At 29.4% G+C, this 19,917-nt stretch carries 20 protein-coding genes; 19 read left to right on the forward strand and 1 reads right to left on the reverse strand.

From position 1 onward, the window contains the following. Position 1: 1 nt before the first annotated feature. From nifU to HBE96_RS23775, 18 genes are all read left to right on the forward strand, one after another. Complete coding sequence (gene nifU / locus HBE96_RS23695; RefSeq protein WP_206155060.1) at positions 2-430, forward strand: Fe-S cluster assembly scaffold protein NifU; 429 nt, start codon at positions 2-4, stop codon at positions 428-430. 178 nt (positions 431-608) lie between these two features. After that, positions 609-1,172: a PRC-barrel domain-containing protein gene (locus HBE96_RS23700; protein WP_243187054.1), complete on the forward strand. Its 564-nt coding sequence runs from the start codon at positions 609-611 to the stop codon at positions 1,170-1,172. Further along, positions 1,141-2,169: an AI-2E family transporter gene (locus HBE96_RS23705; RefSeq protein WP_206155053.1), complete on the forward strand. Its 1,029-nt coding sequence runs from the start codon at positions 1,141-1,143 to the stop codon at positions 2,167-2,169. Before HBE96_RS23700 ends, HBE96_RS23705 begins: the two co-directional genes overlap by 32 nt. A 371-nt stretch (positions 2,170-2,540) precedes the next feature. Then, a complete protein-coding gene (gene alaS, locus HBE96_RS23710; protein ID WP_169300185.1) occupies positions 2,541-5,180 on the forward strand; it encodes an alanine--tRNA ligase in 2,640 nt (879 codons plus the stop codon). Positions 5,181-5,242: 62 nt separating this feature from the next. Next, the gene (locus HBE96_RS23715) at positions 5,243-5,494 is read left to right on the forward strand and encodes an IreB family regulatory phosphoprotein (RefSeq protein WP_169300186.1); all 252 of its coding nucleotides are present in this window, start codon (positions 5,243-5,245) and stop codon (positions 5,492-5,494) included. 145 nt (positions 5,495-5,639) lie between these two features. Beyond that, a complete protein-coding gene (gene ruvX / locus HBE96_RS23720) occupies positions 5,640-6,056 on the forward strand; it encodes a Holliday junction resolvase RuvX (RefSeq protein ID WP_169300187.1) in 417 nt (138 codons plus the stop codon). 19 nt (positions 6,057-6,075) lie between these two features. Further along, a complete protein-coding gene (locus tag HBE96_RS23725) occupies positions 6,076-6,342 on the forward strand; it encodes a DUF1292 domain-containing protein (RefSeq protein WP_169300188.1) in 267 nt (88 codons plus the stop codon). A 156-nt stretch (positions 6,343-6,498) separates the two neighbouring features. Further along, positions 6,499-6,960 (forward strand): Fur family transcriptional regulator, encoded by a 462-nt coding sequence (locus HBE96_RS23730; RefSeq protein ID WP_169300189.1) that lies wholly within the window; start codon positions 6,499-6,501, stop codon positions 6,958-6,960. A gap of 162 nt (positions 6,961-7,122) precedes the next feature. Next, positions 7,123-8,790 carry a ribonuclease J gene (locus tag HBE96_RS23735; RefSeq protein WP_169300190.1) on the forward strand — a complete coding sequence of 556 codons (1,668 nt, stop codon included), beginning with the start codon at positions 7,123-7,125 and terminating at the stop codon, positions 8,788-8,790. A 76-nt stretch (positions 8,791-8,866) separates the two neighbouring features. Then, on the forward strand, positions 8,867-9,217 hold the full coding sequence (locus HBE96_RS23740) for a YlbF/YmcA family competence regulator (protein WP_169300191.1): 351 nt from the start codon (positions 8,867-8,869) through the stop codon (positions 9,215-9,217). Between the two features lie 150 nt (positions 9,218-9,367). After that, positions 9,368-11,191, forward strand: coding sequence for a translational GTPase TypA (gene typA, locus HBE96_RS23745; RefSeq protein ID WP_169300192.1), 1,824 nt, complete (start codon positions 9,368-9,370; stop codon positions 11,189-11,191). A 171-nt stretch (positions 11,192-11,362) separates the two neighbouring features. After that, a complete protein-coding gene (locus HBE96_RS23750; protein WP_169300193.1) occupies positions 11,363-12,010 on the forward strand; it encodes an O-methyltransferase in 648 nt (215 codons plus the stop codon). A gap of 1 nt (position 12,011) precedes the next feature. Beyond that, positions 12,012-13,232: a peptidase U32 family protein gene (locus HBE96_RS23755; RefSeq protein ID WP_169300194.1), complete on the forward strand. Its 1,221-nt coding sequence runs from the start codon at positions 12,012-12,014 to the stop codon at positions 13,230-13,232. Positions 13,233-13,257: 25 nt separating this feature from the next. Then, complete coding sequence (gene udk / locus HBE96_RS23760; protein ID WP_169300195.1) at positions 13,258-13,884, forward strand: uridine kinase; 627 nt, start codon at positions 13,258-13,260, stop codon at positions 13,882-13,884. A gap of 59 nt (positions 13,885-13,943) precedes the next feature. Next, positions 13,944-14,186 carry a hypothetical protein gene (locus HBE96_RS26560; RefSeq protein ID WP_243187055.1) on the forward strand — a complete coding sequence of 81 codons (243 nt, stop codon included), beginning with the start codon at positions 13,944-13,946 and terminating at the stop codon, positions 14,184-14,186. A 14-nt stretch (positions 14,187-14,200) separates the two neighbouring features. Further along, a complete protein-coding gene (locus tag HBE96_RS26900) occupies positions 14,201-15,601 on the forward strand; it encodes a penicillin-binding transpeptidase domain-containing protein (RefSeq protein WP_342590222.1) in 1,401 nt (466 codons plus the stop codon). A gap of 226 nt (positions 15,602-15,827) precedes the next feature. Continuing rightward, positions 15,828-16,529, forward strand: a complete 702-nt coding sequence (gene sigK, locus HBE96_RS23770) for an RNA polymerase sporulation sigma factor SigK (protein WP_169300196.1) — start codon at positions 15,828-15,830, stop codon at positions 16,527-16,529. 269 nt (positions 16,530-16,798) lie between these two features. Then, positions 16,799-17,854: a PilT/PilU family type 4a pilus ATPase gene (locus HBE96_RS23775; RefSeq protein ID WP_169300197.1), complete on the forward strand. Its 1,056-nt coding sequence runs from the start codon at positions 16,799-16,801 to the stop codon at positions 17,852-17,854. A 40-nt stretch (positions 17,855-17,894) separates the two neighbouring features. Here the strand turns inward: HBE96_RS23775 and HBE96_RS23780 are convergent, their stop codons facing one another. Then, positions 17,895-18,050: a hypothetical protein gene (locus HBE96_RS23780; RefSeq protein WP_169300198.1), complete on the reverse strand. Its 156-nt coding sequence runs from the start codon at positions 18,048-18,050 to the stop codon at positions 17,895-17,897. Between the two features lie 421 nt (positions 18,051-18,471). Between HBE96_RS23780 and HBE96_RS23785 the strand changes: the two genes are divergently transcribed. Continuing rightward, on the forward strand, positions 18,472-19,746 hold the full coding sequence (locus HBE96_RS23785) for a glycosyltransferase (protein ID WP_169300199.1): 1,275 nt from the start codon (positions 18,472-18,474) through the stop codon (positions 19,744-19,746). Positions 19,747-19,917: the final 171 nt, after the last annotated feature.

Consider the following 19,917-nt stretch of genomic DNA (forward strand, 5'->3'; position numbering starts at 1 on the left):
GATGTACAGTGAAACAGTTATGGATCACTTTAGAAATCCTAGAAACGTTGGAGAAATTCCAGATGCTAATGGTATTGGAGAAGTAGGAAACCCACAATGTGGAGATATAATGAAGATATACATTAAAGTTCAAGATGATATAATTAAAGATGTAAAATTTAAAACTTTTGGATGTGGTTCAGCTATAGCATCTTCAAGTATGGCCACAGAACTTATAAAAGGAAAAAAGATCGATGAAGCATGGGAATTAACTAATAAAGCAGTGGCAGAGGCTTTAGATGGACTTCCACCAGTAAAGATGCATTGCTCAGTTCTTGCAGAAGAAGCTATTCATAAGGCTATAAATAATTATAGAGAATCTCAAGGATTAGAACCTTGGGCAACAAAAAATCATTCAGAAACTATTCATGAGCATGTACATGGAAACTAAAAAAGCTTCATAGCATAAATCTTTTCTTAACATTTGATGTTGAAATTTACAAACGAATGTTAAATAGCTAAGTTATTATATCAATAATAGTGAAATATAATTTCTAGACGAAATATAACCTCATTTTGAGGTTATATTTTTTTTTTTACTGGAGAAAATATGCTGTAGAAGGATTATTTTGAGTTTATGTGTTAACTATAACAAGGGTGGTGTAGACTTGTATAGATCAAAAGATTTTAGTCTTATGGATGTTATAAATGTGAATGGTAAAAGGTTAGGATTTATAAATGATTTACTTGTAGATTTTAATATTAAAAAAATAACAGGATTTAGTATTGCCACCTATGGTTTCTTAAAAAAAAATTTAAATGTAGGTATAGGTGATGTAGTTAGTTTTAATTCTGTAATGGTTATTACAGCAACAACTGAAGAAAGCTTTTTAGAATTTAAAAATATTAAAAATATGGATGTAAGAGATGAAAAAGGTAATATATTAGGCATGGTAGAAGATATAATATTTGATAAAATATCCTTTAAAATAAATGCACTAGTAGTATCAATGGGCTTTTTAAGTAATTTTTTAACTGGTAAAAAGATAATACTAATTAAGGATATTCTAATAGGAGAAGAGAGCCTGTTATATAATGGAAGAAATCCAAATTTAAATTTTTGCAGCTTACCACATAAATTATTTATGGAAGATGATTTAAATGAAAAAGATGAAACTGAAAAGAATATATAAATACATAATAGCCTTTATTGTCACATTTTTTATAATATTTTTATGCTTAAGAAGTGCTGCTATTAGGGAGGTAGCGTACTTATTATTTATTTCTTTTACTATTGCGTATACATTAAGACCTATACAAAGATACATGGAACAGAATGGAATAAAGAAAAGATTTGCAGCTATATGTCTCATATGTATGTTAATAATAATAGTAATGACAATTTTTTTATTAATCATACCTTCTGCTTTTAAAGAAAGTTTAAATATAAATAATACAATAAATAATATACAAAAAATTATAGATAATTTTTATTTAAAGTTAAAACCTATAAGTAGTAATAAAACTATTTATACAATAATAAATAATTTTTCTGCAAAGATAAATTATCAATTTATTAGCTTATTTTCAAAGATGTTTGACTCAGCTCTAAATATAGGACAGAATATAGTATCCATTGCAGTTATACCTATAATATCCTATTACTTTTTGTCAGATGGTGATAATATAGCAAATAAGATATTGAATTTCTTTCCTATTAAAAGCAAGAATATGATAAAAAAGGTAGGTAAGGATATAGATAAGATATTAGGTAGATACATAGTTAGTCAGTTACTTTTATGTGTATTTATAGGAGCTATAACATTTGTAATTTTAGTGTTCTTTCATATAGATTTTCCTATAATTTTATCTATATTAAATGCATTTTTTAATATAATACCTTATTTTGGTCCAGTTTTTGGGGCTATACCTGCAGTTTTTATGGCATTTATAAAGTCTCCAGAAAAAGCCATATGGGTACTAATATGGTTATATCTGTTGCAACAAATAGAAGGCAATATACTATCACCTAAGATTACAGGAGATAGTGTAAATATGCACCCTCTTGTAGTTATAATATTACTTATTATAGGTGGAAAAGCAGCAGGATTTTTAGGTATGATATTAGCTATTCCAGTTGGAGTTATAATAAAGATAATATATGAAGATTTAAATTATTACTTATTTTAAAACGAGTAAAGTTTTAGGGTTTTTAAACTGACACTGTTGACATATGTGCTATTTTTAATTATAATTTGTATCATAATTACATATGGAGGCAATGATTGGAAGGAGTATTTATATTTTTACATAAAGAGAAGAAGTGGTAGGTGCAAACTTCATGTAGGGTATATTGAAGCAGTCCAGGAGTCATAGGCTTTAAAGAGACACAGCTTTATTTAGAGAATTACTTAAGTATTCTGATTTTTAATTTTTGTGCATTTAAGAATTAAAATTTTTAAGCTGTGTAATTAGGGTGGTACCACGGAAACAACTTTCGTCCCTTCTGGGATGAGAGTTTTTTTGTTACAGAATATTACATAAATAAGGAGAGATAATTTATGAAAGAAATAGGCTTAAACGAACTAAGAGAAATGTATTTAAAATTCTTTGAAAGTAAAGAACATTTAAGAATGCCAAGTTTTTCACTTGTGCCTAAAAATGATAAAAGTTTATTACTTATAAATGCAGGAATGGCACCTTTGAAGCCATACTTTACTGGATTGCAAGTACCTCCAAAAACAAGAGTTACAACTTGTCAGAAGTGTATAAGAACTGGTGATATTGAAAATGTGGGTAAGACATCAAGACATGGTACGTTTTTTGAAATGCTTGGTAACTTCTCTTTTGGAGATTATTTTAAAGAGGAAGTTATTCCATGGGCATGGGAATTTACTACAAAAGTATTAGAAATTCCAAAAGATAAGTTGTATGTAACTATTTATTTAGAGGATGATGAAGCAAATGATATATGGGTTAAAAAGACAGATATAGACCCATCAAGAATATTTAGATTAGGAAAAGATGATAATTTTTGGGAACATGGCGCAGGACCTTGTGGACCTTGTTCTGAAATCCATTTTGATAGAGGCGATGGAAAGGTAAATACAGTAGAAGAATTTTTAGAAGCAGCAGATAATGATAGAGTAGTTGAGTTTTGGAATTTGGTATTTACACAATTTGATAAAGATGAAGATGGAAACTATAATAAACTAAAAAATCCTAATATAGATACAGGTATGGGGCTTGAAAGAATAGCCACAATAATGCAGGGGAAAAATAGTATTTTTGAAGTTGATACTATAAAAGCTATATTAGATGATGTTAGCAAAACAGCAAAAGTTGAATATGGAAAAAGTGAACAAAGTGATATATCTATAAGGGTAATAACAGATCATATTAGAAGTGTTAGTTTTATGATTAGTGATGGAATACTGCCTTCTAACGAAGGAAGAGGATATGTTCTTAGAAGATTGCTTAGAAGAGCTGCAAAGCATGGCAAATCTTTAGGAATAAATAATGCATTTTTATATAAACTAACAGATATAGTTATAGATAATTCCTGCGGAAACTATGGTGAGCTTGCAGAAAAAAGAGATTATATAAAAAAAGTAGTAAAATTAGAAGAAGAGAGATTTGATGAAACAATAGACAGTGGTATGCAAATTTTAAATGAATTTATAGAAGAATTAAAGGTTAAAGATGATACTATTTTGTCAGGAGAAAAAGCATTTAAATTATATGATACTTATGGATTTCCTATAGAACTTACTGAAGAAATACTTGAAGAAAAGGATATGAAGGTAGATTTAGAAGGTTTTAATAAAGAAATGCAAAATCAAAGAGAGAGAGCAAGAGCTGCAAGAGAAGAAACAAACTATATGGGTGCAGAAAATACTATACTAAATAAAATATCTTTAGAAATAGAAACAAGTTTTAATGGATATGACAGATTAAAAGATATATCAAAAGTTAAAGTTCTAATTAAAAATGAAGAATTTGTTTCGTCAATAGAAGAAGGGGATAAAGGTGTAATAGTTACAGAAAGTACTCCTTTTTATGCAGAAATGGGAGGACAGATAGGTGACACAGGTATAATATTTACAGATTCTTTTAAAGCAGAAGTTCTTGATTGTAAGAAAAATGTAGCAGGAAAAATACTTCACTTTGTAAAAGTATTAAATGGAGCTATAAAAGTAGATGATGAAATAAATTTAGCTGTAAATGAAGGTAGAAGAAATAACATAAGAAGAAATCATACAGCAACTCATATATTAAATGAAGCATTGAGAAAAGTACTAGGAGAACATGTTCACCAGTCTGGTTCTTATGTAGATGATGAAAGACTAAGATTTGACTTTAATCATTTTGAGGCACCAAGTGATGAGCAAATAAAGAAGGTTGAAACTTTAGTTAATGATGAAGTGGTAAAAGTATTAAATGTGGAAACTCAAGTTATGAGTTTAGAAGAAGCAAGAAAAACAGGTGCTATTGCATTATTTGATAATAAATATAAAGATGAAGTTAGAGTGGTCTCAATAGGAAGCTTTAGTAAAGAATTATGTGGTGGAACACATGTATCAAATTCAGGAGAAATAGGACTATTTAAAATAATATCAGAGACAGGTGTAGCTGCTGGTGTAAGAAGAATAGAAGCTGTCACTGGATCTAAAGCTATTGCCTATGTAGAAGCCAAAAATGATCTTATTAAGGAAATCAGTAATAAGTTAAGATGTTCTGAGAAAGAAATAATTCACAAATTAGATTTGCAGACACTTGAGATAAAAGAAAAGGATAAAGAAATTGCAGAATTAAAGTCTAAGCTTGCAGGAAGTTCAGAAGAAGAAATACTAAATAGTTTTCAAGAAATAAAAGGAATAAAGCTTTTCACTGGTGTACTCAAAGATGTAGATGGAAATGCACTTAGAGATTTAGCAGATAAGATTAGAAGCAAGGGAGGAGAATGTGTTGTTGTTCTTGGAAGTGCAGTAGATGGTAAAGTTCAGTTTGTATCTATGACTACTAAAGAAGCAGTTGCTAAAGGCGTTCATTGCGGCAAAATTATAAAAGAAGTAGCATCTATAGCTGGAGGTGGCGGCGGCGGAAGACCTGATATGGCTCAAGCCGGTGGCAAGCTTCCTGAAAAGTTAGAAGATGCAATATCAAGCTGTATGTCTGTTTTGGAAAAATTAGTTAAATAGTATACATTTTTATAAATATAGTCTATAATAGAATTAGTAGAATTACTAGCGGGGTGATATAAATGTGTAACGATAATACTATTCAGTTTGATATTCCTAAGAATAAAGAAGATTTGACTAAAGAAATATTAACTGAAGTCTACGATTCTCTAATTAAAAAGGGATATAACCCTGTAAATCAATTAGTTGGTTATTTAATTTCAGGGGATCCTACATATATTACAAATTACAACGGAGCTAGGTCCTTAGTTAGAAAATTAGAAAGAGATGAAATATTAGAAGAAGTACTGAAGGCATATTTAGGAATAAGGTAAGATCTACTTCAAATGGGTTTTATGCCCATTTGAAGTGAGTTATACTATAAAAAAGTTAAAGCTAATTATGTATATTGTAATTTTTTTAGAATTTCATTTGCTAGAAATTAACTATACAATATAATAAGAAATTAGGAGAATGAAAATGAGAATACTAGGATTGGACATAGGAGATAGAACTATTGGTGTTGCCGTAAGCGATCCCCTTGGAATTACAGCACAGGGTATAACTACTATAAGAAGAAAAAGTAAAGATGCGGATATAAAAGAACTTAAAAGTATCTGTGATGAATATAATGTAGACACTATTGTGTCGGGGCTGCCTAAGAATATGAATGGAACTTTAGGACCTCAAAGTGAAAAGGTAATGAAGTTTTGTGAAATAATAAAAGAAAGCATAGGGCTCCCAATAAAAATGTGGGATGAAAGATTAACTACTGTAGCAGCACATAGGGCTATGCTGGAAGCTGATCTGTCTAGAAATAAAAGGAAAAAAATAGTTGATAAGATGGCTGCTATATACATACTTCAAGGATATTTAGATAGCATTTCAAATAAATAAATAAATGAGGTGAACAACCATGGAAAATGATGTAACAACTATTGTTTTAAATGATGAAGATGGAAAAGAAGTAGAATTCGATGTAATTACTAAGATGGATATAGAAGATAAAGAATATGTAATAGTTGCTCCTAAAGACGAGGAAAATGTGGATGAAGCTATAGCATTAAGGATAGACATAGATGAAGAAGGCAATGAGATATTAGCCACTGTAGAGGATGAAGATGAATTTGCAATGGTAGAAGAAGCTTATGAAACCTTGTTTAGCGATAGTCAACTTAATTAATATTTAATGCAAAAGCTATGATATTCATAGCTTTTATAATTTTACTATAACATGGTTAAAAAAACTAATTTTTTAATTAATTGATTTTCAATTGACAATAACACAAATACGTATTAAACTATGGTTTGAAAATAATTATTGAAACGGGGTTATACAATGGCAAAGCTTTCACCTGAAGAAACAGAAAAACTTAAGAATAATTTAAAAGAAAAAGGCTATAAGCTTACGCCTCAAAGGAGAGCTATTGTAGATATAATAATAAGAAATGAAGGTAGCCACCTTACAACAGAAGAATTATATGATTTAGTGAAAAAAGATTGTCCAGAAATAGGATTGGCTACAGTATATAGAACAGTTCAATTGTTAGAAGAATTAGGTGTAATATGTAAATTGGAACTTAACGATGGATGCAGTAGATATGAGTTAATTCATGAAGAAGAAAACCATCAGCATCATCACTTAATATGTACTAATTGTGGAGCTGTAATTGAGGTTCAACATGATTTATTAGATGATTTGGAAAATGAAATTCAAGAAAAACATAATTTCAAAATTACTAATCACAGTGTGAAATTCTATGGAATATGTAGTGATTGTATGAAGAATCATAATAAATAATTTAATGAAACTTGATTTAGGTAGCATTTACATGCTATCTAAATTTTAGCTGAATTTATCCGAGCTTGACAGTAAACATATATTACTTTTATAAAAGCAGTATTGTTAGGTTAGCTATTGGGTAAAATATTTTAAAAATTAAAAAAAAGGAGGGAAGATTTTTTGCGCAAGGAAAAAGAAAAAATAAAAATTATTCCATTAGGTGGATTAAATGAAATAGGAAAGAATCTTACGGCAATAGAATATAAAAATGACATAGTAGTAATAGACTGTGGATTAAAGTTTCCTGATGATGAAATGTTAGGAGTAGATTTGGTAATACCAGATACAGGATATCTTCAAAAAAACATAGAGAAAGTTAAAGGTATATTTGTAACTCATGGCCATGAAGATCATATTGGAGCACTACCATATGTACTAAAAGAGATGAATGTGCCTGTTTATGGAACAAAGTTAACATTAGGCATTATTCAAACAAAGTTAAAAGAGCACAATTTACTAAGTGTAGTAGAGTTAAAATGTGTAAAACCTAAGGATATAATTAAATTAGAAAATGTATCAGTGGAATTCATAAGAACTAGCCACAGTATAGCAGATTCGGTGGCTATTGCTATTCATACACCTATTGGTGTTATTTTGCATACAGGAGATTTTAAAATTGATTATACGCCTATTGATGGATGTGTAGCTGATTTAGCAAGATTTGCAGAATTAGGAAAAAGGGGGGTACTAGTAATGCTGGCAGACAGCACTAATGTGGAAAGGCCAGGATATACTATGTCCGAAAGTACTGTAGGAGAAACATTCAGGCAAATCTTTACTGATGCTAAAGGAAGAATAATTGTAGCAACTTTTGCTTCAAATATTCACAGAATACAGCAGATAATTACAGAATCAGAAAAATATAATAGAAAAGTGGCTGTTTCTGGTAGAAGTATGGAAAATATAATGGAAGTAGCAATGGAGTTAGGCTATATAGATGCTAATAAAGATATATTTGTTAACATAGATAATATAAATAAATATCCAAATAATAGAATAACTATCATTACTACGGGAAGCCAAGGAGAAGCTATGTCAGCCCTTTCGAGGATGGCGTCTTCAGAACATAAGAAAGTCAATATAATACCTGGTGACAGAGTTATTATATCTGCAACTCCTATACCTGGAAATGAAAAGTTAGTTTCAAAAGTGATAAATCAATTATTTAAAAAAGGTGCAGATGTAATTTATTCGGCATTAGCAGATGTTCATGTATCTGGCCACGCTTGTCAGGAAGAATTAAAACTTATGCATACACTTGTAAAACCTAAATTTTTTATACCAGTGCATGGTGAATACAGACATTTAAAACAGCATGGTGAACTAGCTGTTAAGTTAGGACTTCCATCAAAAAATTTAGTAATTGCCGATAATGGTGACGTGATAGAGGTAACAAGAGATTCTATAAGGAAGAATGGAACTGTTATGTCTGGTCAGGTATTTGTAGATGGATTAGGTGTAGGTGATGTTGGAAATATAGTTTTAAGAGACAGAAAACACCTTTCACAGGATGGTATACTTACAGTAGTAGTTACTATTGAAAAAGAAAGTGGAAGTGTGATTGCGGGTCCTGATATTATTTCAAGAGGATTTGTTTATGTAAGGGAATCTGAATATTTAATGGAAGAAGCAAGAGAAATAGTTAAAGATGCTTTGAAAAAATGTGAGGAAAAACATATAACAGAATGGGCAAGCATAAAATCAAATATAAAGGAAGTTCTTAGAATATTCCTTTATGAAAAAACAAAGAGAAAGCCAATGATACTTCCTATAATTATGGAAATATAGTTATTTACTTAAACTACCAATATTATATTTGGTTTAGAACTAAAATTTTCAAGTATATTTAAGGGGGAATTTATTTATGAATATCTATGATAAGGCTAATGAGTTTGCAAAAGAGTTAAAAGATTGCCCAGAAGTTGTTAATCTTAGAGAAGCTAGTAAAAACATACAGAATAATGATACTAACAAAAAAATGTTAGATGACTTTAGAAAGTTACAAATAGAGGCATATTCCCAGCAAATGCAAACTGGAAAAGTATCTGATGAAATAACAGAAAAGCTTAAAAATTTAGGACCAGTTATATCTGCTAATCCTTCTGTAAGCAATTACATTCAAGCAGAGCAAAGATTTAGCGTTATATGGAATGATGTATTAAAAATTTTAAATGATGCCATAGGTGTAGATTTTTCGTTTGGAATGGATAAATAAAATTCTACAGAAGTTGACTTTTTAAAATTATGATACTAAAATAGATAGGGTAAGCATAATTGGGTACTTTATAAAGTATCCAATTTTTTTGAGTGATTATTAGGATGAAAAGTGACATTTAGTTACTTAAACAAAAATGGAGGAATAATAATGGAATTATTTACAAGAAACGATATAAGGAATGTGGCAATAATCGCACACGTTGACCATGGTAAGACTACATTAGTAGATGCACTTCTTAAGCAAAGCCATGTATTTAGAGAAAATGAAAAAGTTCAAGAAAGAGTAATGGATTCAAATGACCTTGAAAAAGAGAGAGGTATCACTATACTTTCTAAGAATACAGCAGTAATGCATAATGGAATTAAAATAAATATTGTAGACACTCCAGGACATGCTGATTTTGGAGGAGAAGTTGAGCGTGTACTTAAAATGGTAGACAGTGTGCTACTTGTTGTAGATGCTTATGAAGGACCAATGCCACAAACTAAGTTTGTATTAAAGAAAGCTTTAGAGCTTAACTTAAGACCTATAGTAGTTATAAATAAAATAGATAGACCAGATGGAAGACCTGCTGAAGTTTTAGATGAAGTATTTGACTTGTTTGTAGAGCTTGGTGCAAGTGATGAGCAACTTGATTTTCCAGTAGTTTATTGTTCAGCAAGAGCGGGTTTTGCAAAAAAAGAATTAGAAGATGAATCAGATAACATGGATCCAATGTTTGATGTTATAGTAAAAAATGTTCCAGCACCTCAAGGTCACCTGGACATGCCGCTTCAAATGCTAGTTACAACTATAGATTATAATGAATATGTAGGTAAAATTGGTATAGGTAAAATACAAAGAGGAAGTATAAAAAAGAATCAACAAGTAGCATTAGTAAGAACAGATGGACAAATAGATAATGTAAAAATTTCTAGTCTTTATGTGTATAATGGACTTAAAAGAGAAGAAACAGATGAAGCTAAACTTGGAGATATAATAGCAGTTGCTGGTATTCCTGATATAAATATAGGAGAAACTGTAGCAGATAGTGCTAATCCAGAGGCTCTTCCTTTTGTTGAGATAGATGAACCTACATTAAGTATGAACTTTATGGTTAATGATTCACCATTCGCAGGACGAGAAGGAGAATTTGTTACTTCAAGACATTTAAGAGATAGACTTATGAAGGAATTAGAAACTAATGTATCTTTAAAAGTAGAAGAAACAGAAAGTGCTGATTGCTTTAAAGTTAGTGGAAGAGGAGAACTTCATCTTTCAGTTTTAATTGAAACTATGAGAAGAGAAGGATATGAATTCCAGGTTTCTAAGCCATCGGTTATATTTAAAGAAGAAAATGGTAAAAAGTGCGAACCTATTGAATACCTTACAATAGACGTACCAGAAGAATTCATGGGAGTTGTTATGGAAAAGCTAGGACCTAGAAAAGGTGAGATGGTAAACATGACATCTGCTATTAATGGATATACAAGACTTGAATTTAAGATTCCTGCAAGAGGACTTATAGGATTTAGAAATGAATTTATGACTGATACAAAAGGTAATGGTATAATGAACCACGTATTAAGTGGATATGAACCATATAGAGGAGAAATTCCTGAAAGAACTAGAGGATCACTGATTGTGTTTGAAACAGGTACATCTATTGGTTACGGATTGTTCAATGCACAAGAAAGAGGAACATTATTTATAGAACCAGCTACAGATGTATATGCTGGAATGATAGCTGGACAATGTTCAAGAGCAGATGATATAGAAGTTAATGTATGTAAGAAGAAACATTTATCTAATACTAGATCATCAGGTGCAGATGATGCCTTAAAATTAGTACCAGTAACTCAGATGAGCTTAGAGCAAAGTCTTGAGTTTATAGGTTCTGATGAACTTGTAGAAATTACTCCTAAGAGTATTAGAATGAGAAAAAAAATACTAGATGCTGATCTTAGAAAGAGAGCTTCAAGAAGAAAATAAATTAACGAATAATGAAAAAAGTGTTTTATTAAATCATATATAAATTAAGAATATTAAGTATGAATAGACCAGAAGTATAATCTTTTTTTAAAGAATGTACTTCTGGAAAATTTTATATAAAATATTTTTAAAGTAGCTTATTTTCGTTTAATTTGATGTTTGGAGGAAATAATGAAGGGTATTACGTATGATTATATGGAACAATATATAAGATCTCTCATAGAGGAGCATAGTGGATATTTAAAACAATTAGAAGATTATGCTCATGAAAATAATGTTCCTATAGTACATAAAGAGGTTGCTAGATTTTTAGAGCTTATGATAAATATAAAAAAGCCTTTAAAAATATTAGAACTTGGCACTGCTATAGGATATTCTGCTATTCTTATGAATATAAGTTCCAAAGGCAATAGTGAAATAACTACTATTGAAAGAGATGAAAAGATGATAACACTTGCCAAAAATAATATTGAAAAATGTGGGTTTAAAGATAAAATTAAAATTATTCAAGGTGAATGTTTAGAGGTATTAGAAAAACTTGATGGTAAATATGATTTAATATTTATGGATGCAGGAAAAGGTCATTATAATCATTTTCTTCCTCATTGTATGAGGTTGTTAAATAAGGACGGAATAATAATAGCAGATAATGCATTATTTAGGGGAATGGTTGCTTCAAAAGAATTAGTGGAAAGAAGAAAGATAACTATAGTTAAAAGAATGAGAGAGTATTTAAAGCTTGTATCTGACAATGAAAAATTTATAACTTCAGTTATACCTATGGGCGATGGAATAGCGGTTACAACAAGGAGGGATTAATTTGAAAAAACCTGAATTATTAGCACCTGCAGGAAATTTAGAAAAGTTGAAAATGGCCATAAATTTTGGAGCAGATGCTGTTTATCTAGGAGGTAGTAAGCTTAATTTAAGAGCTTTTGCAGATAATTTTACAGATGAGGAATTAAAAGAAGGATTAAAGTATGCTCATGAAAGAGGAAAAAGAGTATTTGTTACTATAAATGTTTTTCCGCACAATGATGATTTAATGGGATTAGAAGAATATTTAAAAAAGTTATATGATTTAAAGGTAGATGCTGTACTTGTATCAGATCCAGGAATTATTATGACTGCTAGAGAAACTGTGCCTGAGTTAGAAATTCATTTAAGTACACAAGCCAATAATGTTAATTGGAAATCTGCACAGTTTTGGCATAAACAAGGAGTAAAGAGAATTGTTTTAGCTAGAGAGTTATCTTTAATTGAAATCGAGGAAATAAGAAATAAGTTACCAGAAGATTGTGAAATAGAAGCTTTTGTACATGGATCTATGTGTATGGCTTATTCTGGAAGATGTGTAATTTCAAACTACATGACAGGTAGAGATTCAAATAGGGGACAGTGTGCTCAACCATGCAGATATAAATATTACTTAATGGAAGAAAAAAGACCTAATGAATATTTTCCTGTAATTGAAGATGAAAGAGGAACTTATATACTAAATTCAAAAGATTTATGTATGATAGAACATATACCAGAACTTGTTCAAGCGGGAATAAATTCTCTTAAAATTGAAGGTAGAATGAAGAGCTCGTATTATGTCGCTAGTATAGTTAAGGCTTACAGACAGGCAATAGATACATATTTTGAAAATCCTAAAGAATATAAGTTTCAGAAAAAGTGGATGGATGAGCTTGCAAAGGCAAGTCATAGAGTGTACTATACAGGATTTTATTTTGGAGATCCTAACAAACAATCATATGAATCCTCTGCTTACATAAGAAATTATGATATTGTAGGAGTAGTTAGAGATTATGATAAATCTACAGGTATTGCTACTATAGAACAAAGAAATAAAGTATTTGAAGGTGACAAAGTAGAGGTTTTAAGACCAAAAGATGATGGTTTTGAAATATGTTTAAAAGATATGAAAAACGAAAAGGGCGAAAAAATAGAATCAGCACCTTCAGCTCAAATGATATATACAATTAGCACGTCAGTAGAATTAAAGAAGGATGACATGCTTATAAAAAGTAAAAATTAGTATAATAAAGTTGAGGGGGATACAGATGAAGCGTCCAATTTTAATAGGTATTACTGGCGGAACTGGTTCAGGAAAAAGTACAATTGCAAAAGAAATATACAATAAATTCGGTGAAGATTGCATAGCTATGATAGAACAGGATTCTTATTATAAAGATCAAAGTAATCTTTCTATGGAAGAAAGAATAAAAACTAATTATGATCATCCTAATGCTTTTGACACACAGCTTTTAATAAAACATTTAAACAGTCTTTTAAAAAAAGAAGCTATAGATAAACCAATTTATGATTTTGAAGCTCACAATAGAAAAAAAGATACTGTAAGAGTTGAGCCTAGGGAAATTGTTATAGTAGAAGGTATACTTGTGCTTGAAGAGGAAGAAATAAGAAATCTTTTAGATATAAAGTTATACGTAGATACCGATGCAGATGTAAGGATAATAAGAAGAATACTTAGAGATATAAATGAAAGAGGTAGAACTGTAGATTCTGTTATAAATCAATACTTAAACGTAGTAAGACCAATGCATACTCAATTTATAGAACCTACTAAGAGATATGCTGATATTATAATACCTGAAGGTGGGCATAATAAAGTTGCTATAGATATTATAGTTGCTAATATAAAACAATTTTTACAAAGAGAAGAGTAGATTATTGAATAAAAAACCTCATTTTGGACAAAATTTTAGTCTGAGATGAGGTGTTTTTTATGATGATAAAATTAAATAGATCAGTAATGAAAAAAAGGCAATATATGGTTTTGGGTTTGTTTATAGTGTTTATAATAGCAGTTTATGGTAGAATAGTTTATTTTCAATATTTTAGTTCTTACAAGTTAAGTGTTATGGCCAATTCACAGTATTCTTATAAGGAAGATATTACAGACGCTAATTATATGCTTTTTGATTCAAATGGAAAACAATTGCTTGATTATAAAAAAAATATTATGTAGTTATTTGCCCAGATGTGTTTATAAAAAATAACCAAGATACAACTTCAGATGAGATGTTAACATTGATATATACATTAAGAAATTATAATAATCAATATGATTTATCTAATATAACAAATTTAAGCAGTAGCCAAAAGTTATATTATGAAATAGACGAAAATACATATAACAAGTTGAAAAATATAAAGGGAGTAAAAGGATTTTATACTTATACTTATTCTGCAGTAAATAAAGAAGGTACCTGGAAAATAGAAAATTTAATAACAAGTAATAAAAAGACTGATAGCAATCAACTAAAATCGCCTAATTCATTAGAAATGCAAATTGTGAGTAAAACTAAAAGTAATAAAAAGCCTCAAATTATAATAGATAGAGATGTAAATGGCAATGTAACAAATGAAAAAACTGAATTACCTAAAAATAATTTAAATGTAAGACTTACTGTAGATAAGAATATAGAAGATAAAATTAAAGAAACTTTAAAAGAGGATAAGTATAAGAACTTTAGTCAAATAGGAGTAATACTAATGGAAGCAGGTACAGGAAATATAAAAGCTATGGTTCAAAAAGATGATAGTCAACCTAATATAAATTTAGGAGCAGCAACTAACCATGGATTTTTTCCAGGATCAATATTTAAGATAATAGTAGAAGAAGCTGGATTAGATCGAAAAACATTAAATTTAAATGATAAATTTACATGTAGAGGATTGTATGAGAATGAGAAAGAAAAACATGGAACTTTAACTCCAGAACAAGCACTAATAGTATCTTGTAATGATGTATTTGGTCAGATAGGGAATAAGGTAGGATTTAATAACTTTTATGATAATGCTAAATCCCAAGGACTATTAGAAAAAACATTAGGGTTAGAATGTGAAAAAGAAGGTGCATTTGAGGTTAAAAATCCTAAATATAGTGATGGAAGTTTGGCGTCAGCAGCTTTTGGCCAAAATATAAGAATAACTCCAATAGAAGCTATAAGTATATCTAATACAGTAGTTAATGGAGGTGTTTATGTAAAACCTAAAATTTTAGATTCCTATGTTGATGATAATAATAAAGAAATGGAAAAATTAGAGTCTAATAGTCACCCTGTCATAGAAAAATCTACAGCTAGCATATTAAAAAATCAAATGATGGAAGTAGTGAAACAAGGAACTGGTAAGGAAGCATATATAGATGGTATGGATATTGGAGGTAAAACAGGATCAACTCAAAGAGTAGAAGTATCAAAATCATCAGCTAAAGCAGAAGAACATTCAGATGGATGGTTTACAGGTTTTTTTAAATTTAAAGAAAAATATTACTCTATGGTTGTATTGGTAAAGGATATAGATAAAGATAAAGACAGTGGTGGGATTACAGCTGCCCCAGTTTTTAAGGATGTGGTCAGTAAATTAATAATTCAGTAATTAAGTAATCCGTAACAAGAGATTACTAGATAATTTCTTGTTACTACTTATTTCTGATTTGTATTTACAAATATATAGTTAACTTTTATAAAAAATAAGCCTATAATATATCATCTTTGTTTAAATTATAGAATATTTATGTTAAATTTAAAAATTATTTTGTACATGCACTTTTTTTAGTATTAACTCATAATATATTAATAAGCACTATTAGGAGGAGCATCTGGTGTTTTTAACTAACTGCTTATTAGATCTCGCAGGCAGCATGGTATTTCTTACTGCATATATTACAAATAACAGTTCCTTTCCACAACCTTTAAATGATAAAGAAGAAGAATACTACTTAAAGAAACTTAAGGAGGGGGATTTATTAGCTAAGAATGTTTTAGTTGAAAGAAATTTAAGGTTAGTAGCTCATATTGTAAAAAAATATTCGTATCCAGGAAAAGAAGTAGATGACTTGATATCAATTGGTACTGTAGGTTTAATAAAGGCTATAGATTCCTTTGATGCCTCAAAAGGAACTAGACTTGCTACTTATGCTGCAAAGTGTATAGAAAATGAAATACTTATGCTTATAAGAAATAATAAAAAAACCAAAGGGGAAATATATCTTCAAGATCCTATTGGAATAGATAAAGAAGGAAATGAAATATCGCTTTTAGATGTACTTAGCAGTGATGAAGATTCTATAATTGAAATTGTGGAGAGTAAGATACAAGTAAAAAAGCTTTATGAAAAAATGAATACTTGTTTAGCAGAAAGAGAAAAGAGTGTAGTTCAGATGCGGTATGGTCTTTTAGAAGGTAAACCTAAGACTCAGAGGGAAATAGCTAAGCTTCTTGGTATATCAAGGTCTTATGTATCAAGAATAGAAAAAAGGGCATTGAAAAAATTATATAGAGAATTAAATCATGGGAAAAAGTGAAAGATTAAAGATTAAAAATTAATGATTAAGATTTCAATTATTCTTAGTCATTAATTTTTAGTTTTATTTACGAATTTATGTTTTGTAAAAGGAATTTAAAAAAATTTGTAGAATATAACTTAAAGTAAATGAAATTTAATTAGAAAAGATTAAATTATGCTATAATACATTTTAGAAAAATTAATACAGACAATATAAATACTAATATAGATAATATCTTGAATTTATAAAGTTATTTATGGCAAGGATTGACGAAAGGAGAACTTAAAGTGATATCACTAAAAGAATTATTGGAAATAACTATTAAAGAAAATGCTTCAGATTTACATCTAACAGTAGGGGTTCCACCAACAATAAGAATAAATGGAGAGTTGTCTTCTATTAATAGTGAAAAACTTCAGCCATCAGATACAGAGAACTATAGCAGAGAAATTCTGAATGAAAGCTATGATGAATATGATAAAAATGGTGAGGCAGATACCTCTTTTTCTATATCAGGATTAGGAAGATTTAGAGTTAACTTATTTAAACAAAGAGGAAGCTGTTCATTAGCTATAAGGGTTGTTGGACTAAAAATACCTACAATAAGTGATTTGAACTTTCCTTCTGTAATAAAGGAAATTACAACAAACAAAAGAGGTCTTGTGCTAGTTACAGGTCCTACTGGTTCAGGAAAAAGTACTACGTTAGCAGCAATGATAAATGAAATTAATTGCACTAGGGCATCGCATATTATAACTCTCGAAGATCCAATTGAATATCTTCATAAACATAATAAATCCATAATAAATCAAAGAGAAATAGGAAAAGATAGCTTAAGCTATCATAATGCCTTAAAGGCTGTTTTGAGAGAAGATCCAGATGTCATTCTTGTAGGAGAAATGAGAGATCTAGAAACTATTTCGGTAGCACTTACTGCTGCAGAAACAGGACATTTAGTGCTTTCTACATTACATACAATAGGTGCAGCTAAAACAATTGATAGAATAGTTGATGTATTTCCTCCATATCAGCAGCAGCAGGTAAAAACGCAATTAGCAGCAGTTATTAAAGGAATAATATCACAGCAGCTTTTGCCTAAAGTTGATGGAAATGGAAGAATTGCAGCTTTAGAAATAATGATAGCTACTGCAGCTATTCAAAACATGATAAGAGAAGGAAAAACTCATCAAATAGAATCTTCTATGCAAACAGGTGCTAAATATGGTATGAAAACTATGGATATGTCTTTAGCTGAGTTGTATAAAAAAGGAATGGTATCTTATGAATGTGCATTAAGTTATGCTACAGATAGAGATATGTTAAGTAGAATAATTTCTTTATAGATAATAAATAAAAATAGGACTCAAGTCCTATTTTTATTTATTAAAATATAAAGTAATCAAACATTTTTAAACAAATTTTGTCTTTTTGAGAAGAAAGGTTATTTTCAATTTCATCATCATTCTCTTTTGTGCTAGAATATATATTTACAACATCTATAGTGTCTATACTATCTATTTTTTCAAGTACGGCATCCATAAACAAACCTCCTTAAAATTTAAAAATTTGATTTTAAATTTTTAAAGAAAACTTATCCAAAGGATTCGTCTTTTTTATGAAGCCTTCTAAGATCAATATAAAAGATCAGTTCGTAGCGCCTCATAAGGCTCTACCCCCTTTTCATATACTGTACAACAACAGTAAATTCATTTATTACAACAACATGATAGCATACATCAGAATTAATAACAAACTGTATATATGGCATTAAAGTAATTTAAAGTTGAAAAAATTTTTAATATTAATAATTAAAATACTATGATATATTTTTACTATGTATATCTCAAGGTTAATCATTTTTCCAAATGCATGCAAAATATTTTTTACTTATTTATTAGAAATTATATAGTAATTAATTTCTATTTATGCTAAAATAACTTTGAATTAGGGGGGATAAGTAGTGAGCATTTTTAAAGATATAATTCATGGCACCTCTAGTGTTTTTACCTGCGTAGTATATGTCATAACTATATATTATTTATGTATATCATTTTTTGGTATATGGAGGAAGAAGAATCAAGGAGACTTAAAGCCTAAAAAAAGTTTTGCTTTAATTGTAGCAGCACATAATGAAGAAATTGTCATAGGTGATATTGTAGAAAGTTTAAAAGAGATCGATTACCCTAAAGAACTTTATGATATTTTTGTTATTGCAGACAATTGTACAGATAAAACTGCGAAGAAAGCAAGAGAAAAAGGTGCTATTGTATATGAAAGAAAAAGCAAAGAAAAGAGAGGAAAAGGTTATGCTTTAGAGTGGATGTTTGATAAAATATTTAAGTTAGATAAAAAGTACGATGCTATTGCTATATTTGATGCTGATAATTTAGCTCATAAAAATTTCTTAAAAGAAATGAATAAAAAATTATGTGAAGGTTTTAAAGTTGTCCAAGGGTATTTGGATAGTAAAAACCCAGAAGACACATGGATTACAGGAAGTTATTCTATATCCTTTTGGTCAAACAACAGAATGTTTCAAAATTCCAGAAGTAATTTAGGGTTATCTAACCAGTTAGGTGGTACTGGTTTTTGTATTGATGTTGAAATATTAAAGGAGCTAGGCTGGGGAGCAACTTGTTTAACAGAAGATTTAGAGTTTACATGCAAGATTGTATTAGCTGGATATAAAGTAGGGTGGGCTCATGATGCAATAATATATGATGAAAAGCCTTTAACACTTTCTCAATCCTGGTGGCAGAGAAAAAGGTGGATGCAGGGATTTGCAGATGTTGCAAGTAGGTATTTTTTCAAGCTATTAAAGAAAGCCTTAACTAGTTTTAGTTTTACAGCATTAGATTGTGCATTATATAGTATACAACCTATAGTGGCCATTTTAATAGGCATTTCTGCTGTAACAGGTATAATCCAAAATTGGATGAAAGCGCTTAATTTAATTAACAATTTTAATACAGTTGTATATTCTGTTAACTTTGATTTACTTAACGTTACAGTAGCATTGTTGGTAATACTTCAATTAGTATATACTCCATTCATATTAATATTAGAAAAAAAATTAAATAAAAAAATATTATGGTATTATATATTATATCCGATATATGCCATTACCTGGTTTCCTATTTCAGTTCAGGGAATTATAGATAGGAATAAAAAGGAATGGAGTCATACTACACATACTAGAAGTGTGAAGATAAATGATTTAGATAAGGCTAACTAAAAAAGGGAAGGCTTCAAGTTCTTTCCTTATTTTTGCGATGTTTACATTTAAAAAATATATTATTTAACTGTATTTGAGATTTTATTGAAATGTGATAAAATAATAAGAGGAAAAATGCAGTTTGTGTTGAATATATACTTTTGGATGGTTCTCTAAGGGGGGAAATGTACT

Origin of the sequence: Clostridium muellerianum (genome assembly GCF_012926525.1) — a bacterium.
GTDB classification, from domain to species: domain Bacteria; phylum Bacillota; class Clostridia; order Clostridiales; family Clostridiaceae; genus Clostridium_AM; species Clostridium_AM muellerianum.

What these genes read in the sequence shown, in the direction of transcription:
- alaS (WP_169300185.1), top strand. Translation starts at nt 2,541, where the DNA reads ATGAAAGAAATAGGCTTAAACGAACTAAGAGAAATGTATTTAAAATTC.
- nifU (WP_206155060.1), top strand. Translation starts at nt 2, where the DNA reads ATGTACAGTGAAACAGTTATGGATCACTTTAGAAATCCTAGAAACGTT.
- HBE96_RS23750 (WP_169300193.1), top strand. Translation starts at nt 11,363, where the DNA reads ATGAAGGGTATTACGTATGATTATATGGAACAATATATAAGATCTCTC.
- ruvX (WP_169300187.1), top strand. Translation starts at nt 5,640, where the DNA reads ATGAGAATACTAGGATTGGACATAGGAGATAGAACTATTGGTGTTGCC.
- HBE96_RS23715 (WP_169300186.1), top strand. Translation starts at nt 5,243, where the DNA reads ATGTGTAACGATAATACTATTCAGTTTGATATTCCTAAGAATAAAGAA.
- typA (WP_169300192.1), top strand. Translation starts at nt 9,368, where the DNA reads ATGGAATTATTTACAAGAAACGATATAAGGAATGTGGCAATAATCGCA.
- HBE96_RS23730 (WP_169300189.1), top strand. Translation starts at nt 6,499, where the DNA reads ATGGCAAAGCTTTCACCTGAAGAAACAGAAAAACTTAAGAATAATTTA.
- udk (WP_169300195.1), top strand. Translation starts at nt 13,258, where the DNA reads ATGAAGCGTCCAATTTTAATAGGTATTACTGGCGGAACTGGTTCAGGA.
- HBE96_RS23780 (WP_169300198.1), bottom strand. Translation starts at nt 18,050, where the DNA reads ATGGATGCCGTACTTGAAAAAATAGATAGTATAGACACTATAGATGTT.
- HBE96_RS23725 (WP_169300188.1), top strand. Translation starts at nt 6,076, where the DNA reads ATGGAAAATGATGTAACAACTATTGTTTTAAATGATGAAGATGGAAAA.
- HBE96_RS23705 (WP_206155053.1), top strand. Translation starts at nt 1,141, where the DNA reads ATGAAAAAGATGAAACTGAAAAGAATATATAAATACATAATAGCCTTT.
- HBE96_RS23740 (WP_169300191.1), top strand. Translation starts at nt 8,867, where the DNA reads ATGAATATCTATGATAAGGCTAATGAGTTTGCAAAAGAGTTAAAAGAT.
- HBE96_RS26560 (WP_243187055.1), top strand. Translation starts at nt 13,944, where the DNA reads ATGATGATAAAATTAAATAGATCAGTAATGAAAAAAAGGCAATATATG.